Source organism: Methanocalculus chunghsingensis (genome assembly GCF_018132105.1).
GTDB classification, from domain to species: domain Archaea; phylum Halobacteriota; class Methanomicrobia; order Methanomicrobiales; family Methanocorpusculaceae; genus Methanocalculus; species Methanocalculus chunghsingensis.
The window spans coordinates 14335-38475 of the sequence record NZ_JWHL01000003.1 but is presented as its reverse complement, the minus strand read 5'-3'; the positions used below and the strand labels follow the sequence as shown (position 1 = coordinate 38475).

Annotated in this window: 25 protein-coding genes; 11 read left to right on the top strand and 14 right to left on the bottom strand. The window is 53.7% G+C overall.

Annotated elements, in window-relative coordinates:
- Genes RJ53_RS02930 through RJ53_RS02920 form a run of 3 tightly spaced genes read left to right on the top strand, consistent with a single transcriptional unit; the run spans position 1 to position 3358 of the window.
- On the top strand, positions 1–963 hold the full coding sequence (locus RJ53_RS02930; protein ID WP_211530130.1) for a polyprenyl synthetase family protein: 963 nt from the start codon (positions 1–3) through the stop codon (positions 961–963).
- 1 nt (position 964) lies between these two features.
- On the top strand, positions 965–2641 hold the full coding sequence (locus RJ53_RS02925) for a glutamate--tRNA ligase (protein WP_211530129.1): 1677 nt from the start codon (positions 965–967) through the stop codon (positions 2639–2641).
- Between the two features lie 9 nt (positions 2642–2650).
- Entirely contained in the window at positions 2651–3358 is a 708-nt protein-coding gene (locus RJ53_RS02920) for a hypothetical protein (RefSeq protein WP_211530128.1), read from the top strand.
- Here RJ53_RS02920 and corA read toward each other — a convergent pair.
- Both corA and RJ53_RS02910 read right to left on the bottom strand, forming a co-directional pair.
- The gene (gene corA, locus RJ53_RS02915) at positions 3331–4392 is read right to left on the bottom strand and encodes a magnesium/cobalt transporter CorA (protein WP_211530127.1); all 1062 of its coding nucleotides are present in this window, start codon (positions 4390–4392) and stop codon (positions 3331–3333) included. The two genes, RJ53_RS02920 and corA, sit on opposite strands and share 28 nt — an antisense overlap.
- Positions 4393–4400: 8 nt before the next feature.
- Entirely contained in the window at positions 4401–5699 is a 1299-nt protein-coding gene (locus RJ53_RS02910; RefSeq protein ID WP_211530126.1) for an STAS domain-containing protein, read from the bottom strand.
- Between the two features lie 103 nt (positions 5700–5802).
- Between RJ53_RS02910 and RJ53_RS02905 the strand changes: the two genes are divergently transcribed.
- Genes RJ53_RS02905 through RJ53_RS02890 form a run of 4 tightly spaced genes read left to right on the top strand, consistent with a single transcriptional unit; the run spans position 5803 to position 8711 of the window.
- Entirely contained in the window at positions 5803–6306 is a 504-nt protein-coding gene (locus RJ53_RS02905) for a hypothetical protein (protein WP_211530125.1), read from the top strand.
- Positions 6306–6533 carry a hypothetical protein gene (locus RJ53_RS02900; protein ID WP_211530124.1) on the top strand — a complete coding sequence of 76 codons (228 nt, stop codon included), beginning with the start codon at positions 6306–6308 and terminating at the stop codon, positions 6531–6533. The genes RJ53_RS02905 and RJ53_RS02900 overlap by 1 nt, the downstream gene beginning before the upstream one ends.
- A complete protein-coding gene (locus RJ53_RS02895; protein WP_211530123.1) occupies positions 6520–8475 on the top strand; it encodes a type B DNA-directed DNA polymerase in 1956 nt (651 codons plus the stop codon). Before RJ53_RS02900 ends, RJ53_RS02895 begins: the two co-directional genes overlap by 14 nt.
- Positions 8472–8711: a type II toxin-antitoxin system MqsA family antitoxin gene (locus RJ53_RS02890; protein ID WP_211530122.1), complete on the top strand. Its 240-nt coding sequence runs from the start codon at positions 8472–8474 to the stop codon at positions 8709–8711. Before RJ53_RS02895 ends, RJ53_RS02890 begins: the two co-directional genes overlap by 4 nt.
- Before the next feature lie 95 nt (positions 8712–8806).
- Here RJ53_RS02890 and RJ53_RS02885 read toward each other — a convergent pair whose 3' ends face one another.
- Positions 8807–10132 (bottom strand): sodium-dependent transporter, encoded by a 1326-nt coding sequence (locus tag RJ53_RS02885; protein ID WP_211530121.1) that lies wholly within the window; start codon positions 10130–10132, stop codon positions 8807–8809.
- A gap of 134 nt (positions 10133–10266) precedes the next feature.
- On the opposite strand from RJ53_RS02885, the gene RJ53_RS02880 reads away from it, so the two are divergent.
- Both RJ53_RS02880 and RJ53_RS02875 read left to right on the top strand, forming a co-directional pair.
- Positions 10267–10587, top strand: coding sequence for a nucleotidyltransferase family protein (locus RJ53_RS02880; protein ID WP_211530120.1), 321 nt, complete (start codon positions 10267–10269; stop codon positions 10585–10587).
- On the top strand, positions 10577–10903 hold the full coding sequence (locus tag RJ53_RS02875; RefSeq protein ID WP_211530119.1) for a HepT-like ribonuclease domain-containing protein: 327 nt from the start codon (positions 10577–10579) through the stop codon (positions 10901–10903). The genes RJ53_RS02880 and RJ53_RS02875 overlap by 11 nt, the downstream gene beginning before the upstream one ends.
- A 253-nt stretch (positions 10904–11156) precedes the next feature.
- Here RJ53_RS02875 and RJ53_RS02870 read toward each other — a convergent pair whose 3' ends face one another.
- The 4 genes from RJ53_RS02870 to RJ53_RS02855 form a co-directional block, all read right to left on the bottom strand.
- Positions 11157–11672 carry a TATA-box-binding protein gene (locus RJ53_RS02870; protein WP_211530118.1) on the bottom strand — a complete coding sequence of 172 codons (516 nt, stop codon included), beginning with the start codon at positions 11670–11672 and terminating at the stop codon, positions 11157–11159.
- Between the two features lie 33 nt (positions 11673–11705).
- Complete coding sequence (locus RJ53_RS02865; RefSeq protein ID WP_211530117.1) at positions 11706–12383, bottom strand: DUF4276 family protein; 678 nt, start codon at positions 12381–12383, stop codon at positions 11706–11708.
- 4 nt (positions 12384–12387) lie between these two features.
- Positions 12388–13533 carry an AAA family ATPase gene (locus RJ53_RS02860; protein ID WP_211530116.1) on the bottom strand — a complete coding sequence of 382 codons (1146 nt, stop codon included), beginning with the start codon at positions 13531–13533 and terminating at the stop codon, positions 12388–12390.
- Positions 13534–13681: 148 nt separating this feature from the next.
- Entirely contained in the window at positions 13682–14125 is a 444-nt protein-coding gene (locus tag RJ53_RS02855) for a DUF365 domain-containing protein (RefSeq protein WP_211530115.1), read from the bottom strand.
- Between RJ53_RS02855 and RJ53_RS02850 the strand changes: the two genes are divergently transcribed.
- Together RJ53_RS02850 and RJ53_RS11840 are read left to right on the top strand one after the other, a co-directional pair.
- Positions 14103–15047, top strand: a complete 945-nt coding sequence (locus RJ53_RS02850; RefSeq protein WP_246495970.1) for a PDDEXK nuclease domain-containing protein — start codon at positions 14103–14105, stop codon at positions 15045–15047. The genes RJ53_RS02855 and RJ53_RS02850 overlap by 23 nt on opposite strands.
- Positions 15048–15435: 388 nt before the next feature.
- The gene (locus RJ53_RS11840; RefSeq protein WP_343221820.1) at positions 15436–16332 is read left to right on the top strand and encodes a PDDEXK nuclease domain-containing protein; all 897 of its coding nucleotides are present in this window, start codon (positions 15436–15438) and stop codon (positions 16330–16332) included.
- A 289-nt stretch (positions 16333–16621) separates the two neighbouring features.
- Here the strand turns inward: RJ53_RS11840 and RJ53_RS02840 are convergent, their stop codons facing one another.
- The 7 genes from RJ53_RS02840 to RJ53_RS02810 all read right to left on the bottom strand — a co-directional run bounded on the left by RJ53_RS02840 (position 16622) and on the right by RJ53_RS02810 (position 24123).
- Entirely contained in the window at positions 16622–17086 is a 465-nt protein-coding gene (locus RJ53_RS02840) for a DUF365 domain-containing protein (protein ID WP_211530112.1), read from the bottom strand.
- A 7-nt stretch (positions 17087–17093) separates the two neighbouring features.
- Positions 17094–17531: an EVE domain-containing protein gene (locus RJ53_RS02835; protein ID WP_211530111.1), complete on the bottom strand. Its 438-nt coding sequence runs from the start codon at positions 17529–17531 to the stop codon at positions 17094–17096.
- 76 nt (positions 17532–17607) lie between these two features.
- Positions 17608–19644, bottom strand: coding sequence for a BREX system Lon protease-like protein BrxL (brxL, locus tag RJ53_RS02830; protein ID WP_211530110.1), 2037 nt, complete (start codon positions 19642–19644; stop codon positions 17608–17610).
- A gap of 4 nt (positions 19645–19648) precedes the next feature.
- Positions 19649–21946: a BREX-1 system phosphatase PglZ type B gene (pglZ, locus tag RJ53_RS02825; RefSeq protein ID WP_211530109.1), complete on the bottom strand. Its 2298-nt coding sequence runs from the start codon at positions 21944–21946 to the stop codon at positions 19649–19651.
- Positions 21943–22617 carry a DUF4276 family protein gene (locus RJ53_RS02820; protein WP_211530108.1) on the bottom strand — a complete coding sequence of 225 codons (675 nt, stop codon included), beginning with the start codon at positions 22615–22617 and terminating at the stop codon, positions 21943–21945. Before RJ53_RS02820 ends, pglZ begins: the two co-directional genes overlap by 4 nt.
- Before the next feature lie 4 nt (positions 22618–22621).
- On the bottom strand, positions 22622–23719 hold the full coding sequence (locus RJ53_RS02815) for an AAA family ATPase (RefSeq protein WP_211530107.1): 1098 nt from the start codon (positions 23717–23719) through the stop codon (positions 22622–22624).
- Positions 23716–24123, bottom strand: a complete 408-nt coding sequence (locus RJ53_RS02810) for a hypothetical protein (RefSeq protein ID WP_211530106.1) — start codon at positions 24121–24123, stop codon at positions 23716–23718. The genes RJ53_RS02815 and RJ53_RS02810 overlap by 4 nt, the downstream gene beginning before the upstream one ends.
- Positions 24124–24141 lie beyond the last annotated feature (18 nt).

Sequence of the window (24141 nt, the reverse complement as noted above, 5' to 3'; positions counted from 1 at the left end):
ATGGATCTGAAAGAATATCTGTCAAATGTTGAAAATCTCGTCGACAAGACACTTTTTCGCTTCCTTGGAGATGCTCCGGGAGACCTGAACAAGGCAAGCGCCCACCTCCTGCTCGCCGGGGGAAAGCGCCTCCGCCCGGCATTGGTGATGCTTGCAGCCGGTGCCATCGACAAAAAGGCACCAGACCGGATCTTTCCGGCAGCACTGGCACTTGAGATGACCCATACCTTCACCCTCGTCCATGATGACATCATGGATAAGGATTCGCTCCGGAGGGGGGTTCCGACCGTCCATACCATCTGGGATGAGGCGACCGCAATCCTCGCAGGAGATGTCCTGTATGCACGGGCTTTTGACCTGATCTGTAAGGCAACGGCCGAGCCCGCCGCACAGGTGCGTGCCGTCTCGATGCTTGCCAACGCCTGTGCAGAGATCTGCCAGGGACAGTCAGATGACATGTCCTTTGAGAAGAGGGACGATGTCTCCCGTGGCGAGTACCTGGAGATGGTACGAAAGAAGACCGGGGCATTGTATGCGGCCGCCGCCGGAATCGGTGCGATCCTTGCAGGAGCGAGTCCACCACAGGCAGAGGCACTCTATAACCTCGGAATGACGACAGGTATCGGATTTCAGATCCAGGATGATCTCATCGATCTCCTTTCATCACGGGACGGGAGCGGGAAAGACCGGGCATCTGATCTCAGAGCAGGGAAACAGACCCTGATCGCCATCGTCGCACGGGAGAAGGGGATCGATCTTGCACCATACCGGAAGGATCTCACCGATGACGAGATCGATGCTATCATCACCGAGCTGCAGGATGCGGGAGTCATCGATGAAGTCAAAAAGATTGCCCATGATCTTGTAGTGAATGCCAAGAAAGGCCTCTCCGTCATTCCCGAGTCCGAAGAGAAGCGACTGATCAATGAGATGGTCGATTTCTTCGTGACGAGGGGGTTCTGAGATGGGTGATGAGATCCGGACGATCCTTGAGCAGTACGCACTCCAGAATGCAGTAAAGCATCAGGACGTCCCCCGTGCCGGGGCTGTGATCGGCGCCATCCTTGGGAAGCACGCAGAGCTTCGAAGCAGGGCGAAGGAGTTGAACGCCATCATCGGGTCAGTCCTTGCCGGAGTCGAAGCCCTCACCCATGAGGAGCGGGAGGCGAGGCTTGCAGAGATTGCGCCGGATCTCATCGCCTCGATGCATGAGAAGAGGGAGAAGTCATCAGATCTCCCTCCGCTCCCTGATGCAGAAGGCGGGGTTGTGATGCGGTTTGCCCCAAATCCATCCGGTCCCCTGCATCTGGGCCATGCCCGTGCATCCATCTTAAATGACTATTATGTCCGGCGGTACGGCGGATCCTACATCTACCGGATCGAAGATACCGATCCGAAGAGGGTCGTTCCGGAGGCATATGAGATGGTCCGCGAGGATCTCGAATGGCTCGGGATTGCGATCTCTGATATTGTGTACCAGAGCGACCGTCTCGGGATCTACTATGAGTATGCACGCCGGATCATCGGGATCGGCGGTGCCTATGTCTGTACCTGTGAGGCAGAGAGGTTCCGTGAGCTGAAGCTTGCAAAGAAGGCATGTCCATGCCGGGATCTTACTGTTGAAGAGAATCTTCTCCGCTGGGAGCAGATGCTCGACGGGACCTTCATCGAAGGGGAGGCGACCGTTCGGATCAGGACCGAGATCGATCACCCGGACCCGGCAATCCGTGACTTCTCGGCGATGCGGATCGTCAATACCACACTCCATCCCCGTGTCGATGCAACCGTCTATCCGCTGATGAACTTCTCGGTTGCAATTGATGATCATCTCCTCGGGATGACCCATGTGATCAGGGGAAAGGATCATATCGCCAATACCCGGAGGCAGAAGTACATCTTCGATTACTTCGGATGGAAGCCCCCCCACTATCTCCATTACGGGAGGATGTCCATCGAAGGGCTCGTCCTCTCGACCTCCTCCATGCATCAGGGGATCGCAGACGGCACCTTCACCGGGTGGGATGATATCAGGCTGGGAACACTCCGTGCCATGGCCCGCCGGGGTATCCGGCCTGAGGCGGTCCGGGCAGCGGTCATCGAGATCGGCTGTGGCGGGACCGATATCTCGTTTTCATGGGATAATCTCTTTGCAAAGAACCGGGAGCTGATCGATAAAGGATCAGACCGGTACTTCTTCGTCCAGGATCCGGTTCATCTCACGGTGAAAGACGGGCCGGAACAGACGGCGCATGCACCCCTCTATCCGGGTGATGAGGAGCGTGGGTACCGGACGATCACCTTCAACGGGGAGATACTCATCCCTGGAAAAGAGATGGAAGGAAATGATCTGATCCGGCTGAAGGATCTCTTCAATATCAGGGTGACGGGCGAGAATACCGCAGTCTATGCAGGCGACTCCCTCACCGAGATACGGGCTGCGAAAGGCCCAATCATCCAGTGGCTCCCGCCGGATCAGACAGTTCCCTGCCGTATCCTGACACCGGAGGGGATCATCAGCGGCGTCTGTGAAGCCGGGGTTGCCGGGTGTGTCGGCGAGACGATCCAGTTTGAGCGGTTCGGCTTTGTCAGGATTGATGCCGTCGCCGATGGATGCGTCACCGCATACTTCACCCACAGATAACACTTTTTTATGGATGATCCGGTTGTTTCCCTCCTGAGAGAGGCATCTGTGCAGAGAGCCGATGCCGTCGCGGCACTCCGCCATCTTCCGCTACCGATCCGGCAGGGGCTTGCTGCAGAGGATCATGAGACGAGGCGGCGATCCGAGGGGAGATTTTTTGAGGCGATCATCTATGAACTCCTCAGGAAAGCCGGAGCAGAGAGCCCCCTGATCACAGCCATAGCAGCCTTTGGTGCGGATGTGCCGGAGGAGAGCGGATCGAAGAACGGGATCCGCTACACCCGTGACGGAAATATCCGGATCTGCCGGGACGGGGCTATCGCTGCAGAGATCGATCTCCTCTTCTCAGATGCCCGGGGGCGGATCTTCTTTGGGGAGGCGACGATTGCTCCCCCACCTGCCTCGTTCATCAGCGAGGTGAGGGAGAAGAAGGCGCTCCTCTCGGATCTTGCAGCGGGGAGGGAGATCATCTTCCTCTATCTCTCTCCATCCCCTCCACCCGATGTACTTGGCCCCCTCTTTGCGGAGGGGGGATACCCGATCATCAGGCCGGATCTCCCTGCTCTCAGGGAGGAGGTCGCCGGGACGCTGACAGCACCGAGGAGGAAGAGGCGGCCGATCCCGCATCCGAAGGTGACGGATGGGGCCGCAATCCTCAGAAAAGAGAGAGTGGAGGAGGGTTTCTTCTCCTATATCCAGCGTTTCTTCCGGAAGTAAGCAAGCATCAGAAGGGAGATGCCAAGCATCAGGGCGAGGACGGCCGGGTAGGCGAGAGTCCATTCCAGCTCGGGCATGTACGCAAAGTTCATCCCATAGACACCGGCGATGAAGGTGAGGGGGATGAAGATGGTGGCGATGATGGTCAGGACCTTCATCACCTCGTTCATCTTAAACGATATGGTTGAGAGGTAGAGATCAAGCATCCCCGCAGTGATATCGCGGAGCGACTCGATGGCATCGATCACCTGGATGGTGTGATCATAGATGTCACGGAAATAGATCCCGGTCTTTGCTGAGATGAGCGGGGTTTCTGTCCGCTCGATGGCGGAGAGGACCTCACGAAGCGGCCATATCGCCTTTCGAAGCATGATGAGATCCCGTTTGAAACTCCGGATCGTCTGGACGGTTTCGGGATTTGGATCCGTCAGAAGGGTTGTTTCAAGCGTCTCGATATCATCGCCGAGTGACTCAAGGATACCGAAGTATGCATCGACGATGGTATCGATGAGCGAGTAGCAGAGGAAATCTGATCCATAGGATCTGATCCGCCCTTTATTCCGGATCCGGGTGCGGATGGGATCAAAGACATCGCCTGCACGTTCCTGGAGGGAGATGACGCAGTTTTCTGTGAGGATCAGGCTCACCTGTTCCGAACGGATCTCGCCGTCCTGACGCGAGAGCATCCGCAGAACGATGAAGAGGTAGGAGGGGAACTCCTCAAGCTTCGGCCGCTGGGTGGTATTCATCAGATCTTCGAGGGTGAGCGGATGGATCGAGAAGAGCGATCCGATCATCCTGATCACATCAGTATCATGAATGCCGTTGATATTGATCCAGGTCGTTGACTGGCTGTCCCGGTACTGGCTGATGGTATCCGGATCAAGGAGGCAGAGTTCCCGAAATGAATCACCGGCATCATAATCCATCACCGTTATCGAGACAGGCTCACCGGGCTTCTCCCCGATATGAACGAGGGAGCCGGGCGGGAGGCCCGCCTTTCTGGATGGCTTGATAAACCGGTGTGGGAACATACGCCTGCCTACTCCTCGACGACCGCACCGATATAGGCGACCCCGATCTTTCCGCGCCGGAGACGGGTCGTATCGCTCAGGTGGCGGATATCAGTCACCTCGCCGGTATCGATGAGGGCCTGGATCTGTCGTCCGAGGTCGGCGTTTCGGTCCCAGGGCTTCCCCTTGAAGATGACGCCGTGGTTATGGAGGCTGAGATCCTCCTCCCCTCTCTTTGCCGGGTGGGTTGAGGCGAGGGCGTGGAGGGCAGCGGGATCATAGGCCGAGAGGTCGGCCGTCATATCGACCCCGACTCCAAACGAGACGAGGGTGTCCCCCTGGTAGAGGGGATACTCGTTGGTCGATATCCAGTCGCCGGATGCATCACCCTCCATGATGGTCCCGCTGAGGCCACCGGAGTACTCTTTCAGCGGTGCCCGGGTGATGCTTGATCCGGTGACTCCCGCACTGACCCCGGCGATGGCAAGTGCGATGATCCCTTTGAAGTCCCTGCGCCTGACGCGGGCGGCCGAGATGATCTGACGGTAGAGATCGGCGAGGGAAACCCCGGCGGGATCATCGGATTCAAAGGAGACATACTCATGGAATGGCCCTTCAAGTGTGACATTGAAGGCGGTATAGACCGGGATATCCATCGTATCTCCTGCAGGTGCAAGGAAGTCCGGGGTGTCGTTGCCATCGGTCGGGAGCCAGATCATCGTTCCATGGAGGGTGATCATCTCACCGAGGAGCGGGAGGGAGGACGCGGCATCCGGCCCGAGCGCCCCAAGGCCAAACGAGTACTCAATGGATGAAAAAGACGCCTCTTTGAGGTCATCCTGTGTGATCCTGGCATGGAGAAGGGTATCAAGGCTGCCCCGGACCTTCAGCCCGGCAGGGGCAACCTCTGCAACCTCGGTCTGGTACCGTACACCATCCTTCGTGACCGAGGGGAGGGAGAGTTCATCGATGAGGGAGAGGGTGACATCTCCTTTCCCGCAGATCCGGATCGCCTCCCCAACCGTCGGAACGATCGAGAAGATCGACTGGAACCCTGCCATCTTCAGCACCTTCAGGGGGTACTCCTGGACACCCGCGAGTGCCATCACCCCGCCACGCCGTTTCACCTCCTTTGCAAGGGTGAGGAGGGTACGGATTCCTGCGCTTGAAAGGTACCCGACAGAGGACATATCGACGGTTGCAGCGGTGTCGTCATCATGGAACGCGGACCTGATGGCCTCCTCAAGGATACCGGCTCCATGGCCGTCGAGCCGCCCGTCCAGGAGAAAGACCAGGATACCATCGTTTCGCGTAACTGTTATCTGCATGATACAGGTAGCTTGGAGAGGTAGAGATATATATCTCCCGTTCACTTTCGCACCCCGCACGCTGATCATCAATACCCGGCTCATCCATACTGATGGTATGGAGATGCGACTGACACCCTGGATCACCCTCACAACCGGAACATTCTCTGCAATCGTCTCGTCTGAGGAGGAGATGGTCCGCCTGCTGACACGGCGGGAGGAGCTGAGGCGATACCTCTTTCTGTACATCTCCGGGAACTATTCCCGGCTCCTCTCACGGGTCGGGGACCGGAGGGCACGGTTTGATGTCAGGCGGGCGTTCACCACCCACCAGCTCCTGACCATCCTCCGTGAGGCTGCACATACGATCGTCTTCATCGAGCATGATCCGACCCTCTTCGATGGAGTACCCGCTCACCTGATCACCACTGTTGGACGGACGATCCAGGAGATGGCGGCGGGTTCGATTGTTATTCTGTACACCCCGGTTCCTGATCGGACATTTGGAACACTCGCCGACTATGCCGATCGGATCGTCACGCTTGCACCTGAGCAGAAGGAAGAGCCGAAAGGAGGAAAAGGGCCGCGTGAGAGGCCGGCCGGCCAGGTCTCGCTGGGGGCGTTCTGATGGGCCGGAGTATCGAGAGCGTCCGGCAGGGGGTCAATGAGACTGCACGCCGGTGGGAACGGGCAGGCCGGGCATTACGGAAGGAGGACCGGCCGTATGCCGCCCGGCTGGCTGAGATGGCACGGGCACATACCGGGGAGGGATTCTATGCCTTCGATGATCCCCTTGAGGCGGCGGTCTTCTCGGTCCTCCTCGAACTGGTGAAGGAACGCGATGTGGATCCTTGATGCTGCCATAGACGGGGGTTCGATCCGGTTCTTCGGCCGGGGCGGGGAGAGGAGGCGGGTCACCTATACCCCGGCCTTCTCGTTTGTCATCGAGGATCCCCACCGCCACCGTGAGATGCTCGATGCCCTGGATGACCGGTATGGCCTCTCCGAATGCCGGATAGAGACGATCTTCGGGGTCGAGGATGGGTACAGCATCGTTGCGTCACGCCGGGTTGCAGGGCTGATCGAGGAGCAGAGCGGCCATACCGCCCGGATCTATAATCTTGATCTCAGGGCTGATCAGCGGTTTCTTGCAGAAGCAGGGATCACCTTCTGCGCTGTACCGGGAGAGGACCGGTTCAGCCCCGTCTTTGACCGGACCCTGGCGACGATGGAGATCGAGGTCTCTGATCCCCCGTACCGAAGCCGCCGGGTGCATGGTATCACGGTTGATGGAGACGCGATCACCGGGCCGGTGATCGACCGGCTTGCCGGGCTGATAGATGATGTTGATCCGGATCTGATCCTCTTCCCCCATGCAGATTACTGGATGCCGATCCTCATCGACAAGGCGGAGAGAGAGGGGGTGATCGTTCCGATCAGCAGGACGGGGAGGTACAGCCGCCTCTCTGCACGGTCATACTGGAGCTACGGGCAGATGGTCCACCGCGAAGGGGCGGTGATCCCGGAGGGGCGGTGCCTCATCGATACGGACCGGAGCTTTACGTACCGTGAGTGCGGCCTTGCGGGGGTGCTCTTTGCAGCACGCCTGACCGGCCTCTCCCCAAACCTGACGGCACGGTTTACGCCGGGGACCCTCATCTCCTCCTATGAGAACTATGAGGCGATCCGGCGTGGCATCGCGGTGCCGTACCGGAAATGGGATGCGGAAGGGTCGCGTCCGATCTCGATGCTCCGGGAGGCAGATAAGGGAGGGATGATCTTCCAGCCGGTTCCGGGGGTCTATGATGATCTGCTGCAGGTCGATTTCACCTCGATGTACCCCTCGATCATCGTCGGCCAGAACCTCTCCCCCGAGACGGTGACTGGGTCAACAGGTGAGGGGTTCCTCGCCTCGGTCCTTGCTCCGGTGCTTGCACTCCGGATCAGGACGAAGGGGCTGAAGAAGGAGGAGCCCCGGTATGCGGGGATGGACAGCCTGCTGAAATGGATGCTGGTGACAAGTTTTGGCTATACCGGGTATCGAAACGCGAAGTTCGGGCGGATCGAGGTGCATGAGGCGGTGACACGGCATGCACGCGAGATTCTGATCCGGGCAAAGGAGATCGCCGAGGATGCGGGGTGCACCGTCCTTCATGGGATCGTCGATTCGCTCTGGGTAACCGGGGGCGATAGTGAGACGTTTATCAGGGAGACGGAGAGGGAGACGGGGATTGCGACCGAGTCTGAGGAATATCACTGGATTGCGTTCCTCCCGATGGCAGACGGGACCGGGGCATATAACCGGTACTTCGGACGGCTGAGGGGAGGGGGGATGAAGATCCGGGGAGTTGCCGCCCGCCGGAGGGATACCCCCCCGTATGTTCGATCCTTCCAGGAGGGGCTGTTTGCCATCCTTGAGAGGGCAGGGTCTGCGGGTGATCTGCCCGGGCTTGCCGGGGAGGCACGCCGGATGCTCCATGATGCGATACGTGGCCTCCCGGCTGCTGCGATGGAGGATCTCGTCATCACCCGGCGGGTGAGCAGGACCGAGTATACCCGCCGCTGCCTCGAGGCATCTGCAATCCGTGCCTATGGAATGGCGGGTGTCCCGGTTGAGGCGGGGATGGAGATCGGGTATGTGGTCCGGGACGGGAAGCGGCTCCTCGTCGATCCCCCCTGGGAGGCAACAACGGCAGATCTGCAGTACTACCAGGTGCTCCTTGAACGGGCACTGGAGGAGGTGGCACCTGTTTTTTCTCCGAGGAGGGGAGATGATAATGGAGAGAGAAGAGGATGATCTGTGTAGTTTGCAGGAGTGGAGAGAGGCAGCACGGTACGACCACGATCACCTTCGAGCGGGAGGGGGTTCTTCTGGTGGTGAAGGAGGTCCCGGCAGAGATCTGCATGAACTGCGGGGAAGATTACGTGGATGCGTCGATCACCCATGAGATCATGCTGCTGGCTGAGCAGATGGCTCGGAATGGTATGTGTATCAGTGTCCGCAGATATGTTCCAGGTTCTGTAACCTGTTGAGAGTATACCAGCCGGTGATGGTCTTCTCTACCACCAGAGATGGGATATCGATGGATATCCACCTCTTCAAAAGGGGGGAGTTCGGATAGCACCTTTCAGAAGAGGGCGGCGATCCGAAACGTCGTGGTGATGAGGAGGGCGACCGGGATGAGATACCTGCAGAGCGGGGGGAGTGCCCGGACGAGGGGATGCCTGCCTGAGAGGTCGCCCCAGAGGGCTTTGGGATCGAAGAACCAGGAGAAGGTGACCGCGATGAGGAGGGAGGTGACAGAGAGGCCGATTGTCCCGAAGATCTCATCCATCAGGTCAAGGACGGGGATGCCCGCAATGGAGAGGGCAAGCGGGCTATAGCTTGCAGCGGCGGGAAGCCCTGCGAGGATGGCAATACCGGTGACAAGGGCCGCCATCTTCTTCCGCGACTGCCCAAACGTCTCTGCCAGGGCGGCGGTCGGGACCTCGATGAAGGAGATTCCCGAGCTTATCGCGGCAAAGAAGACGATTGCAAAGAAGAAGACGGCGGCGACTGCCCCAAGCGGCATCATCTCAAAGGCGTACGGAAGGGTGGTGAAGACGAGCTCCGGGCCTGCTGCCGGTTCAAGACCAAAGGCAAAGACGATCGAGAAGATGACGATCCCGGCCAGAAGGGAGACGCAGACATCCGCGATGGTAACGATTGCAGCGGATGCCGGGATCTTCTCGGCAGATCCGAGGTATGCACCATAGGTGAGGAGGGTCCCGTACCCGACCGAGAGCGAGAAGAAGGCCTGGCCGAGGGCTGCTGCCCAGATGAGGGGATCGGAGAGGACCGAGAAGTCAGGGGTGAAGAGGAAGGCAAGTCCTGCACCTGCCCCGGGGAGGCGGACGGCGACGATGATCATCGCAGCGAGGAGGACGAAGATGATCGGAACGAGGAGTGTCGTCGTGCGTTCGATCCCTCTTCGGACGCCCGAGGATATGATGATCCCGCAGATAACTGCCGAGAGGACGAAGAAGAGGATCGGGAGATAGGATCCCGTGAACTCCGAGAATGGTGCAATGGTTCCGGTGACAGAGAAGGCAAGGTACCCGAATGTCCAGCCGGTGATGACCAGATAGTACGAAAAGATCCCGGTCATCACGATGCAGATAATCCAGCCGGCGAACCTGATCGGCGACCGGGATGTGTCGCCGTCCTTCCTTCCACCCAGCCCTCCGGCTTTGTTGAAGGCGGCGATGACGGTGCTCCGGGTCCGCTGGCCCGCCTGCATCTCAAGGATCATCAGCGGGAGGCCGACGAGGAGGACGGCGGTGAGGTAGGGGATGAGGTAGGCGCCGCCGCCGTTCTGACCGACGACTGTTGAGAAACGCCAGATGTTCCCGATGCCGACGGCTGATCCGATTGCAGCAAGGATAAAGCCGAGGCGGGATGACCAGAGCTCCATGAAGGTGGATGGATCTCCGGGGAGATATTGGTTGTGGATCGACAGGGGGTTGGGGGTGGAGGGATGCAGAGAAAATGGGCAAAACTTCATCATCATCTCACACAGAGATAACATCAGGAGGTGCTCTTCCTATTATGAGTGTTCAGGCATCCCGGGGAAGGAACGATTCCATCATCAGTCAGCTTGAAGCAGTCGTTCCCCATCTCAGAAAGCGTTATGGTGTTGCCAGAATCGGATTCTTCGGCTCGGTAGTGCGGGGAGAAGATCGCCCGGATAGTGATGTCGATCTGCTGGTTGAGTTTGCACCTGGAGAGGCAACCTTTCGAAATTTCATGGAGCTGGTCTATTATCTCGAAGATCTCTTTGGCCGCAATGTAGATCTTGTTACCGATCAGGGATTAAGCAACTATATCCGGCACACTGTTGAGAAGGAGGTTGTCTGGTGTGAAGCGTGATGATCTATTCCTCGGACATATCCTGGAGGAGATTGCTTTTCTCAGGTTAGCTGGTAAGGGGTTAACGTATGATAAGCTAATAGACGATCAAATTCGTCAACGTGCTATTATCCGTTCTATCGAGATAATTGGAGAAGCAACAAAGAATCTCTCCCAAGAGTTGAAAGATGAACATCCTGACATTCCATGGAAACTGATCGCAGGTTCACGTGATAAGATGATTCATGCCTATTTTGATATAGACTGGAGAATAGTCTGGAATATTCTTACGCATGAGATACCAGATTTAGAAGATAAAATCAATAGCATCCTATAAAAGAGCACATATGCATAAGAATAACCTGTCATTACCAGTCCATAGTGGATTGTTCATACTCACTTGCGACACTCAGCTATGGCGATTGGACCGTGCTCCCCGGCCACCTGCTCGCAATCTCTGGTACGTGACTTCGTTCTTTGAGGCGACAACGGCCGGAAGGAGAGCCTTTTTGCCATCCCACATTATTCCCGACGGGCACATCATATCAGCATCGGAGATGAATTTGTGTGAGGAAGCAATGATATTTACTTCATATCCTGCTCGTCCTCTCCTTCAGCTCTGCCGCAAACGCCTCCATCGTCTCCGGATCTTTGAATCCCGGGAAGATCACCTTCCCTGATGAGAAGAGGAGGGCGGTCCCCGTCTCCCCCCGGTAGACGACGCCCGGGAACTGCTCGGGTTCGTACTCGACCCGTTCCATCCCCTCGGCGATGACGAACCGGGAGAGGTTGATCGCCATCCCGAAGTCCTCCATCCCGACGATATTCTGGACCTTCGGCGGCGAGGCGGCTGCAGGGTCGATGATCGGGGAGATGATGGCGAGGAACTCCTGGTAGGCTCCGTCGATCTGATCGAGGGATTTGAGGCCGTAGATGATATACTTCCCGCTTTTATACAGGGTGACTTTGCCGGTGGAGATGAGGATATACGCCCCATGGTACTGTTCGGGGTCATAGCGGTATGATGCGGATGGGAGCTCCTCCAGCCGCTGGAACGGGATGGCCTGACGGAGGTCCCCGGAGCAGACGATATTGATGATCTTCATCGGAGGTCTGGGGAGAGTGTTGGTGCTTCTTCCTCAGATAGGTTCCCTTCTGGAGAGCTCTTCAAGTCCGGAGATCCAGGAATTAAAATGCGGGCACTTCTCCCGCATGGGACCAAGGCTGATTCGTTTTGCAATCTGACTACCATCGAGCACTTTTCGGTAGGAGGGATAGACTTTTAAAAGTCGTTTTGAGGGGGCAGTCATCTCCCCATCGTTAATATATTCGGGTCCGCCAGGATAGTCTCTCAGAATATTTCTGAGATCACGGAGCCGGGAGCGGGTGTAGACTCTCATATGCGCATCAATACCCTCAATATCAGAGAAGAGGAGTGTTTCAAATTCATGAAGCTGGATATAAGGGAGGAAAAAACGATTGTCAATATCCAGACGCAGAGCCTCCTCAAGCAACTGAATCCGCTGATAAGGATCGGTGATAGGTGCAGCCTCCTGCATGCCCGGAAATGACTCTGGTAGTTTGTACAGATCAATCATCGTGGTGATATATGCTCCAGTCCGTTCAAAAGATCCGAGAATTAATCTTCTCATACGAGTGTAGCTTCCAATTCCTCCACGGTGAGTCCTCTTTCCAACTGCTGTTGGTATGGTAATTGGAATTGCAATGATCTGATGTCCTGCAAGATGAGGAGCAAGGAGGGATCGTACAAAAGACTCTTCGGTCTGACCCTCGGTTATGATCTTCAGCCTTATCATCAAATCACCAGACGGGTTTGCCGCCAAGGATGTTCATCTCCCAGAGCTCGCTCAGTGAATACTCTGAGAGCCATGACTCCAGTTCTTCTTGATTGAGTCTTCTTGCGGTTGTTTCTCCTTGCAGCCGATCGACAACAACAACATCCTCTGGTTCAAAAAGATCAACAAGCATCGCTGATTGTGTTGCTACAATCACGTGTGTCCGATGTGATGCACTCCCGATCAGTGCTGCCAGAACCTGGATGGCAGATGGATGGAGACCAAGTTCCGGCTCATCAATGATGATCAGATCAGGTGGATCCGGTTGGAGGAGAAGAGTTGCAAGGCAGATGAATCTGAGGGTTCCATCCGATAGCTGATGCGCAAGAAATAGGTAATCCGAGTCGATCTCTCTCCATTCAAGTCGCATCATATTGGTATTTTCCACCATTGGGCGAAGGGTAAAGTCATCGAAACCCGGGATAACAAGCTGTATTGTCTCAACAATTCTCGTATAATGATCGGGGTGTGTATGGGAAAGTGCATAGAGAAAAGGGGCCAGGTTTCCTCCATCCTCCCGGAGGTAGAGGTTATCATTGATCTGCTGTATCCCTTTCACATCAGCAGTATCTGATGTATCCTGGAAATGATATACCCGGAGATCATTGAAGGTCCTGAGGATCTGCCTTGATGCAGGATCTCCCTTTTCTGCCAGTTTTGAGAGGGAACTCTCCCAATTGCCGCCTGCATCAATTGAACGATGCCAGTTTGATCGGCCTTTCCCCTCAACGCCAGCAGAGGTCCCCTGATCCCTGACAAATGACGGCTGAAGATCCAGATGAATCCCCGGTCTTTCTTCAGTGAAGATGAGATGCCCATCTTGTGCAGGAGCAAGGACACACTGATACTGGTGAGGTCCAAGTTTGACTTCTATGGCCATCTCACCTGTTCGCTTCTGTCCATAGTGAAGTGTTGAGGATGCGCCACCGCCCCTGCTCATGGCTAGTTTGAGCCTTCCTTTGGCGATTGCATTGAGTAGTTTGAAGATGCTCAGGATATTGCTCTTGCCGGAGCTGTTTGCTCCAATCAGGATGGTAATCGCCCTGATGTCAAGTGTGAGATCCCGAATTGATTTGTACCCCTGAATTCTGATGCTGTACAGGTTCTCCATCTCTCCTCTCCTTCTGCTGCATCTCTTTCATGCATCTTGTTCATCCATCTCTTTGCTGCATCTCTTAGCGGGTGCTTCCCTGCCCGGAATGTAGGGAAGGCAGCAGATGAACGTTTTACACCTTCATGGCAATTGAAGATAGTTGGCATTATTCCCTTAAATATCGTCCTCCGACCGGCACAAACCGCTCCGGCTTCTGCACCGCCCCATACGCCCGGATATCCTCAAGCTCAAGTGCCATCCAGTCCCGCTTCCGGCTCTCATTCCCCTTCCGGACCCGGACGGCCTTCCACCGCTCCTGGTTCCCGAGATATGCGATCATCTCATCCCGTGTGAGGAAGACGGCATCGCCATAGGTGTCAAAGAAGGTGAGGGGATCTTGTGCGATCAGTATCCGCCTGATCGTCGCCTCTCCCGCATATCCGGTATCTTCATGCGACTGGTAGAAGACGAGCCGCATCCCCCGCCGCAGCTCCTTAAAGACGGTCGCCGGTTTGACGAAGATGGTTTTACCTTCTTTGAAGAAGCGGTGCATGTACTGTTTTGGGACGGGGAAGGTGACGCCGGTGATGGTCGTTTCTTCGCTCTCCATGAATCGATCCATTGGTATCGATGGTCTTAAAGGCTATTGTGTGGTGAACGAGGAGAACGTGTATGGATCAAAGGTGATCAACCGGCTCTCAGACGATCTCAGAAAGGAGTTTCCGGAGGTACGGGGTTTCTCTCCCCGAAACCTGAAGTATATGCGCTCGTTTGCAGGGGCATGGCCCGATCCTGAATTTGTGCAGCGGGCTGCTGCACAAATACCCTGGTTTCATAATTGCGTAATCCTTGACAAAATATCTGAACGGGCAGCGAGGGAGTGGTATATCCAGAGAACAATTGCGAACGGGTGGTCAAGGAACGTTCTCGTGCATCAGATCGAGAGTGGGCTTATCAGACGCGAGGGGCGGGCGGTGACGAACTTTTCATCAGCACTTCCTGCACCTCAGTCAGATCTTGCACGATCGGTACTCAAAGATCCCTATATCTTTGATTTCCTCGGGATCGGGGAGGATGCAGCCGAGAGGGAGCTGGAGCGGGCGTTGATCGAACATATCCGCGATTTCCTTCTGGAGCTCGGGGTAGGTTTTGCGTTCATCGGGAATCAGTACAGGCTCTCTATTGGAGGGAGAGAATTCTCTATTGATCTCCTCTTCTACCATCTCAAACTTCGGTCATACGTGGTGATCGAATTGAAAATTGGAGAGTTCATCCCGGAGTATGCCGGGAAGATGAACTTCTACCTCTCAGCGGTTGATGATCTCCTCCGCCACCCTGATGATAGCCCAAGCATTGGGATCATCCTCTGCAAGTCACAGAACCGCATCATTGCTGAGTATGCCCTCAGGGATATGGAGAAGCCGATTGGCGTCGCCGGATATGAACTGACAACTCACCTTCCCGAGGATTTGCGGGGGAGACTGCCGACGGTGGATGAACTGGAAGAGGAGCTGGGGCGGAGAGAGGGCTGAATGGGGAGGGGGCGTCTGTACCGGGTAAGGTAACGATCTTAAGAGGATCTGCATGAGGAGAGGAGTATATGGAGAGATTATTCAAAAGACTCCACGATCTGACTCACGGTGTGGTGTACCACCGATCAGGTATGCCACTACCTTGGAGTGTGGATGATGGGATCCAGGCTCAGGATCATCAATAATGATGAGCTGAGGGGATTTATCTTGTAGCAAATAGCAGGGTATATCTTCTCTGAAATATCAGATAGGGAGAATTATGATGGATACATCCGGCCTTCCGGAAGGATACAATGTCTTACTTTCAAAGGTAAAAGACCGGTTAAGAGAAGCACAGTATACAGCACTTCGTGCCGTTAACAAAGAGCTTGTCGGCCTTTACTAGGATATTGGCAGTATTATTGCCAGCAGACAGATTGAACAGGGCTATGGGAAATCTGTAGTCCAACAACTATCAGATGATCTAAAACGCGAATTTCCGGGTATAAAAGGCTTCTCAGTTCAGAATCTATGGTATATGCGCCAGTTTTACCTGGAGTATTGCACGAGTGAAAAAATCCAGCCATTGGTTGGAGAAATTAGCTGGAGTCATAATATCGTTATAATGTCACGCTGCAAAGATCCTCTGCAACGTGAATTCTATATTCGAATGACCCGGAAATTTGGCTGGTCAAAGAACGTTTTGATTCACCAGATAGAGAACCATTCATATGAGAAGATGCTTTCCGGTCAGAATAATTTTGATACGGAGCTTACGCCGGAGATAAGGGCACAGGCAAAACTGGCTTTAAGAGACGAATACATTTTTGATTTTCTTGAACTTGGAGAGGAACATTCCGAAAGGGAACTTGAACGAGCACTGATAAACCGGATTGAAGATTTTCTTCGTGCAATGGGCGGGGTCTTTGCCTTTTTAGGCAGCCAGTTCAGGCTTGAAGTGGGTGATAAGGAGTATTTTATTGACCTTCTTCTCTTTCACCGCAGGCTTTGTTGTCTTGTTGCAGTCGAACTTAAAGTCGGTGAGTTTCAGCCAGAATTTGTAGGTAAGATGCAGTTTTATCTGACGGCTCTTGACCAGCAGGTACGTGAGAACAATGAACATGCTTCCATAGGCATTATTCTGTGTAAGGAGAAGAACCGTACTGTAGTTGAATATGCCCTTCAGTCTTCCACAACACCTATCGGAGTTGCTACATACAGGATTGTAAGTGAGCTCCCCTCTGAGCTTCAAGGCCAGCTGCCGGGGCCTGAAGAGATTGCAAAACTGCTGGAGGATGAGATCTGATAACTCAGACATGAATCCGGATACCATGGGGGAGAAGGATATGATGAAAGATCATACTTTGATATAGTACCAGCTTCTTTTTCCAGATGGATTCGAAATCAAAAGAGAGAAGGGCCGGGAAGAGAACCTGCTCTGCCAATGCAACGATAGGGTGAGGGAAGGGATTTTCCTCCATCCGCTGAAAGGGGAGGAACTATTGGGGGTCGCCGGGGCAGACGATATTCATGATCTTCATTCAATGTCTTTAAATCCCTGAGTCTCTGGTCTCACTTGTAGTACTCTATTGATTTCAATCCCTTAGATACTGCCCACCAACCGGTACAAACCGCTCCGGCTTCTGCACCGCCCCATACGCCCGGATATCCTCAAGTTCAAGTGCCATCCAGTCCCGCTTCCGGCTCTTATTCTCACTCCCATTCTCATTCTCCTTCCCCTTCCTGACCCGGACGGCCTTCCACCGCTCCTGGTTCCCGAGATATGCGATCATCTCATCCCGTGTGAGGAAGACGGCATCGCCATAGGTGTCATAGAAGGTGAGGGGATCTGCTGCGATCAGTATCCGCCTGATCGTCGCCTCTCCCACATACCCGGTATCTTCGTGCGACTGGTAGAAGACGAGCCGCATCCCCCGCCGCAGCTCCTTGAAGACGGTCGTCGGTTTGACAAAGACGGTTTTACCTTCTTTGAAGAAGCGGTGCATGTACTGTTTTGGGACGGGGAAGGTGACGCCGGTGACTGGTAGAGGTGTCGTCATGCTATCTTCACCCCTTGCTGAGGATCAGCCGATAATCCTCCTCCGGGATCTCCCGCATCGCCACCCGGATGTGACCGGTCCACATCGTCTTGTTCTTGATAAAGGAGAGTGCCGGGATGAGCGGCTTGAACGCAACCGGCTCCTTGAAGACCTTGATCGGCTTCAGCTTCATCCTATATGGAAAGACCTCATCCCCCATCCGCTCCGGGGTTATGAAGAGCGGCGCCGAATCCTCATATCCATCCGATACGACCTCGAATGCACCGGCGACGGCAGATGGGAGGATCTCATCGCCATCCTTCTGCTGGGCGACATAAATGAGGATGGCGTCGCCGGGCGTCACCCGATCGATGATCGATTTGTTCCGCTTCGGGATGCCCCAGATGTTCTTCTGCCGGATGATCTCCCAGTTGTCACGGTTGGAGGAGGCGAACCAGTACGTCATGAAGGGGAGTTCGAGGGGGGAGAGGATAAAGGTTGCAGGATAATAATGTGTTGACCTACTCACCGGTCACTTGTTTTCAATCTCCAAGCACTTTGTAGAGAGCATCCCGGGCATCTTTGTAATAGATCACCATCAGTCTTGAAGCGAGATCATCGGACATATCATTCAGTTGTTTCCTGCTTGATACCGGTAGTAATATGGCTGATGCACCATTATCTGCTGCCATCTCTGCCATATCAAGTCCATTATAGACGGGTTCAATGGTTCCACCAACACTCATCGTCCCGGCTATCACCACTCCTCCTTTGAGACTACGTCCCAGTGCTGCTGATGAAAGGGCAAGGAGAATTGGTATTCCTATTGAGGATGCTCCCTTTGCAGCACTCAGCGCTCTGACCTGTACGGAATATTCATTTCCATGGGGATCACGATCCCCTATCAGCAGTTTGTTCTGCGTGTAGAGCACCTGCTCTGCTGCACGGAGACTCTCTTTCAGACCATATGGTGCACGGACATTCACAAGCCGGATGGAGGAACCTGGTGTGACAGTCACTTCAATCTTATAAAGGCCACTCCCTTCATTTGCTTCACCCGGTCCAATAGCCCAGACCTGTCCCGGAGGGAGGGGATCCGGCGATATCTCGCTGTCACTATGGAGCTCGGGGGTCGAGACATACTGCTCGATTCCATCAATTCCGAGCCGGTAACTGAACATCGTATTCCGAAACTCTGCTGATCCGATCCGTTTCTGCTGTTCCTTTACTCTCCGGCGGCATTCAAGTGCAATCCTGACAACCCATTCAAGTTGATCATCTTCAATCTCCATCTCTGAAGAGGGGTAAAGAATCTTGAGAAGACCATTCACCGTCTTATTCACCGCACGCCGATCACGACCACTGAGTGCATCCCCGAAGAAGATCCGATCATTGATGAGATGGAGGCGGCTTTCACCCCTGAGCTGTCGCCAGGCTTCACTCAGAAAGTCACTGACCAATCCGTAATGCTCTGTCATCATGTCAGGGTGGATCTTCGGATAGTCCCATCCCGGAACATAGGAATGGATTCTATCCATAAATGCCGTATCGTCACGGATCTCCTTTGGCATGGGACCAAAGAGATGGCCGATCCTCTGCTGATGCTCAACATCGACATCGAAGTTGCCGAGCATGACGATGCCGCCTTCAGCCCGGATACTCTCTCTGCCTCGTGAGAACTCGCCGCTCTCCATGTATCCCTTCATAATATTGACGCCGTCTTTCTGGTCGAAGCTGATCCCGGATACTTCATCAAAACAGACGACATCATACTGGCAGACAAGGCCTCTCTGCCCGTTTGCGTTATTCACAAACATCTTGGCAACCGTTGCTTTCCCTCCGGATACCAGGTGTGAGTAAGGACTGATCTGCTGATAGAGGTAACTTTTCCCGGTACCCCTCGGGCCAAGCTCTATCATATTGTACCCTTTCTCGACGAAGGGAACCATTCGGAGGAAGAGGACATCCTGTGCACGAGCTGAGAGTGAGGATGGCTCAATGCCAACACTCCGGATAAGAAAGTCCTTCCACTCCTGTGTCGTCATCTCTTCACGGCCACGTGCAACATCCTGAAGAACACCGCGTTTTGAGAGCTGGATTGGACGGAGGCGTTCGAGGGAGAACGGACGGTTGCTCTCCGGGTCGCCATACGCAATTTCTACCTCTGCATAGAACCCACCCGTCAGCATTCGCTCATGTTCATAGACAAGATCAGAAGAGATATGGACATCATTTAAGAGAAGAGAGGGGATAGTCGCCAGAAAAGTATCGCTCTTTACATCCAGACGTGCCGTGATAAGATCGATCACCTTGACGGTTCCGTGCACCTTCGCATTAGCCTTATAGAGTTCCTGCTCCCCTGCCCTGACAATCCGCTCGCTTAACTGGCGCTGTACGATCTCAAGCCCTTCCTTAATCTCCTCTTCATCGGTGGTGGCACAGTATTTGCCGATGAGAAACTCGGCTACATAGGTTGGAACCGCATAGTTACCTTTGAACTTCTGTGCGAGATCCTTCCGGACGACATAGCCGTCAAAAGCTTTTGTGACGAGCTGATCGAGTTGATCCAATGCTGGCATATTCTCATTCTCCTCCAATAATCACCTTTCTCTGGGCAGATGGATTGCCATTATCATCCAGAATTACGATGAACGCTTCTGTTCCTTCGAAACGATCATCCGGTATGACCAGCGATACCTTTCCATCTGCGGGGATCGTCTTGCTCGCCTCTAAGAGACTGGTTGCCGGATCTCCGGGTTTCTCACGGATATCAATTCGAGATCCTTCTGCACCACTCGTATCTACCGAGAGGCGCAAACCTCTCCAAACCGGAGGTTCGACCTCTATCACAGACTGAACACCCCCACCCCTCCTGACAATGATCTCGGGAACAACGGCCTCTTCAGGGCTCAATCCCCCATGATCAAATTCCTTTCCAGCTTCAAAACAGGTGATACCAGGAGCAAGGGCGATCCGAACGTTCCGATCCCAGAACCACGGAAGCACAGGATAGGAGACCTGAACATCCGGATGGAGTCGGGCACATCTCCCCTTTTTGACAACTGTATAAGCCGGGGGGAGATCAGTCTTCTGCAGGCCTCCAGGGATAAGGACCCAGCCGTGATCGGTGACGATCCGAACCTGTGACCATCCTGACTGAAGGAGAGAGTGTACCCGATTCCCGATGAGCGAGAGTTCGTGATCAAGGGTTGAGGCAAGGGCGATCCCTCTGTCATGGCCGCTATGATCGATGTTGCCGATCTCGGTCCATGCCGAACCTGCAGGATCACCATACTCTCCTTCTTTCAGGACCTGATACGAATGTGCCTCAAGGAGCCGTCTGAGTGCCTGGATCTCTGCTGCAGCACCGCTCTGCGTGCATGGGGTAAGCCCTTCTCCTGATGCAAGCTCTCCGGCTATGGGCATCACAGCGGGCTTTGCCGTCTCGGTCAGGGTCGGGAGCACCGAATACCTGTATGAAAGGCTGCATTCCTCCCCTGCATCCCCGAGGATTTTTTTGAGCCGGTGACCGCAGTCCATACGAAGGCCATCAACAAAGAGGAGCACCTCTCCCACAACGGGAGGACTTGTTTGTTTCATCTGCTCGGGCGGAGATGAGCACCATGCTTTCTGGAACTCCTCTGCACGTGCAGAGAGCCAGTTGAGAGCAACTGCTCTGATAGCAGTGGTTACTGCTTTCGTTGTATCGGCATCGGTTGCATACTCAAGACTACGCAGGATGGCATTGTCTGCCATATAGAGCGTCTCGGTATAGCGTCTCGCCTGCTCATCCAACGTTCCGCCAAAGGTATAATGTGCAGAAAGCTCTGCAAGTTCGTTCAATGGTTGTAATGCCATCGCAAGGGGACTCTCCCCTACTGCTGCCCAGACCCAGCTCCGCCGTTCGGCATGGGCTTTTTCAAGCCTTTGAATTGTTTCAGCAGCTTCCCTTGCAGATACCTGCTCAAGTGCGAGGAGGTCAGTATGAAGTTTCTTTTCCTCTTCATCATTGATCTGGGGCCACGAATCCTTAAAGACGATAAATGAAGGTCGGACAAGGTTTCTAAGAAGATTAGGTATATCAGGAAACCTCTCAGGCGTCTCGATAAAACGCTCCCATATTTGTTGCCATCTCCTCTCCTCCTGGGATGCGAGTTTCTCAGCTGCGGTTGCCACGCCATCGATCTGGGGATCAAATTTATAATCACTTTTACAGATAAAACGGAAGGATGTCCAATCACCTTGCGACATCTTTCCCCGCTCCTCTTCAGGAGCATTCATCCAGAGAAGTATCTGTTTCTTTTCATCAGGATGAGTGAGGCTGGTGAAGAAACCGGCTTTGAGTGGCTGGTTTGATCTGAGTGTCTGTATCGTCTCCTGGCAGAGTTTCTCTATCGAGCTTCTGAGTGCATCTTTTGTCGCCTGATCCGGCTGTGTTTCGATACTATAGTTTGCCTGAAGAAAGCCTGCAATCGTCCAGTCCCTCCCGTTCTTGTGCGACCAGAGCAAGCCACGGTACTGGAGCTCAATGAGTGGCTTGATCATATCCGGACAGTCCCGGCTATTCCTAAATGCATCTCGCGAATACCCCGGAAGGTAGATGATAGGACAGTCACCTTTTGGGAATGTAGTGTCTGGGATTGTTTCTTCAAGGAGACACCTGAGATAGATGGCGGGACCCTGCCATGAGTCCGGATCATAAGAGCCAAGCGTCATGATCGGCATCTGAAATGTCTTCTTTAAGAGCGAAACGACTGGTCGCCACTCCTCTGTGGGATCTGTCCAGAGCAGGGCAACGGGGGGTGCGGCATCGTTGCGATTATACTCAGTTGTCGCGTTCTTCAGGGCGTTGTGAACTGTTTCAAGGAATGTGGTTTTCATGCTCTGTCTCCGGAGAGCTGCTCAATTTTCATGAGCCAGGCATCAAAGTGCGGGCACTGTTCCCGCATAATTTCAAGAGGTATTCTCATTGCAATCTGAATGCCTCGTGTTCTCTTCTTGTATGAGGGGTACAATTTCAGAAGCCTTTTTGATGGGGCTGTCTCTTCACCATCATTAATCGATTCCGGACCATTTGGATGGTTTCGGATAATGGTTTCTAACTCTGGGATCTTGGATTGAGAGCTGGGTATCAATAGTTCATCAATGGTAGAGATGTCTGAGAATAGGAGAGCTTCAAACTCATGGAGCTGGATATAGGGGATGAAGAAGCGGTTGTTAATATCCGCCATAAGTGCCTCTTCAATCACCCTGACACGTTCATAGATATCCGAAATTTTTTCTGACTCACCCTTCCCGGGAAATGAATGATGCAATTTATAGAGGTCAAACATGGTTGTGACATAGGCCCCATCCCTCTCAAAAGATCGGAGAATATCTTTTCTTACACGAGAATAGGGTCCAATTCCTCCGCGATATGTCCTCTCTCTGATCGATGTGGGGAGGATGATCGCTATGACCTCAATCTGGAACTTTTTGAGATAGAGCGTTACTACTTCTTTGATAAAACTTTCTTCGGTCTGACCTTCACAGATGATCTTTAACCTGATCATGCAATCACCGCTGGGGTTTTCCGCCGAGGATGTTCATCTCCCAGAGCTCGCCAAGAGAGTAGTCAGAGAGCCAGTCTTCGAGATCTTCTGGAACAAGCCGTTTGATCGTCGTCTCTCCATCATGGCGGTCAACGACAAGGATATCTTCAGGTTCAAACTGGTTGATCAGACTGACAGACTGTGTTGAGAGGATGATCTGTGAGCGTTTTGATGCACTCATGATCAGGTCTGCAACGATATTCAGGGCATACGGATGCAGGCCAAGTTCCGGCTCGTCAATGAGGATTAACTCCGGGAGATCCGGCTGGAGGAGGAGTGTTGCAAGGCAGATGAACCGGAGTGTCCCGTCTGAAAGGTGGTGGGCAAGGAATGGGTAGTCTGAGTTTTTCTCCTTCCATTCAAGCTTTATCAGGTCATTGTTCTCTGGGAGTGGTCTGAGGATAAAATCATCGAAGAACGGTGCGGCAAGCCGAACCATATCTCTTATATCATTATAGTTTTTTTCATGGATTTTTTGTAGGTAGTAGAGAAATGGAGCAAGATTCGATGCATTGTACCTGAAGTACATATTGTCATTGATCTGTTCTATCGCTTTTATCGGGGATTCATTGCTGGTATCATGAAAATGATAGACCCGCCAACTCTTCAGGCTCTCAAGAACAAAACGCGATACCTGGTGACCAGGTAATTTTGCATAATTATTCAGCTTTGTCTCCCGATGACCTGTTTCAACCAGATCATAGTACGGGGTTGCATCCGGTCCATGACCATAGAACTCTGTTTCTTCTCGTTGGAAGATAAGACCTTCATCCCCTGCACTATCCCAGATGCAGGAGTATCCATTCTTTCCGAAACGGAGATTGACCTCGATCTTCTTTGTGGTCTTTGGACCATAATGCAGGAGTGAGCGGACCCCTCCTGCTTTTGCCACTGCGAACTGGAGCCTCCCCTCAACCATCTCGTTCAGGAGCCGGAAGATGGAGATAAAATTGGTCTTTCCGGCACCATTTGCACCGATCATGACATTGAGATCGTGTAAGGTGACATCCAGGTTCTTTATCGATTTAAAACCCGAAATATGGATCGTATCCAGTTTCCTCATTTCTCTTCTCCTTTCGCTCTTTCCCGTGCCTGCTTCTTTTCATCGATTTTGAAGTGCCGGTCGTTATGCCGCTCCACCGTCCCGGATGCATTCGGCACCGGATCTTTGCCACGGTCTGTCCTCCAGTGGATCTTCGGGGTGGATCGAAGCACCCCCGCCTCAACAAATGGCCGGATATTCAACCGGATGCCATCATTAAGATCCGGGTCCCATCCGATCGGTTGCTCATGCAGGGGTTTCCACCTGATAAAAATATCATAGGGGTCTTCACCCTCAAGTATCTTCTTAAGCCGTGTTTTCAGGTCAAGGGCGGCAACAAGCCGCTCTTCTGAACCGGGGGTGGCAGCAACGAAGGGGTTGATATCTTCAAATTTATGGCATCTAATTGTTTTCTGTCTAACCAATGCGACAGATTCTAAGAC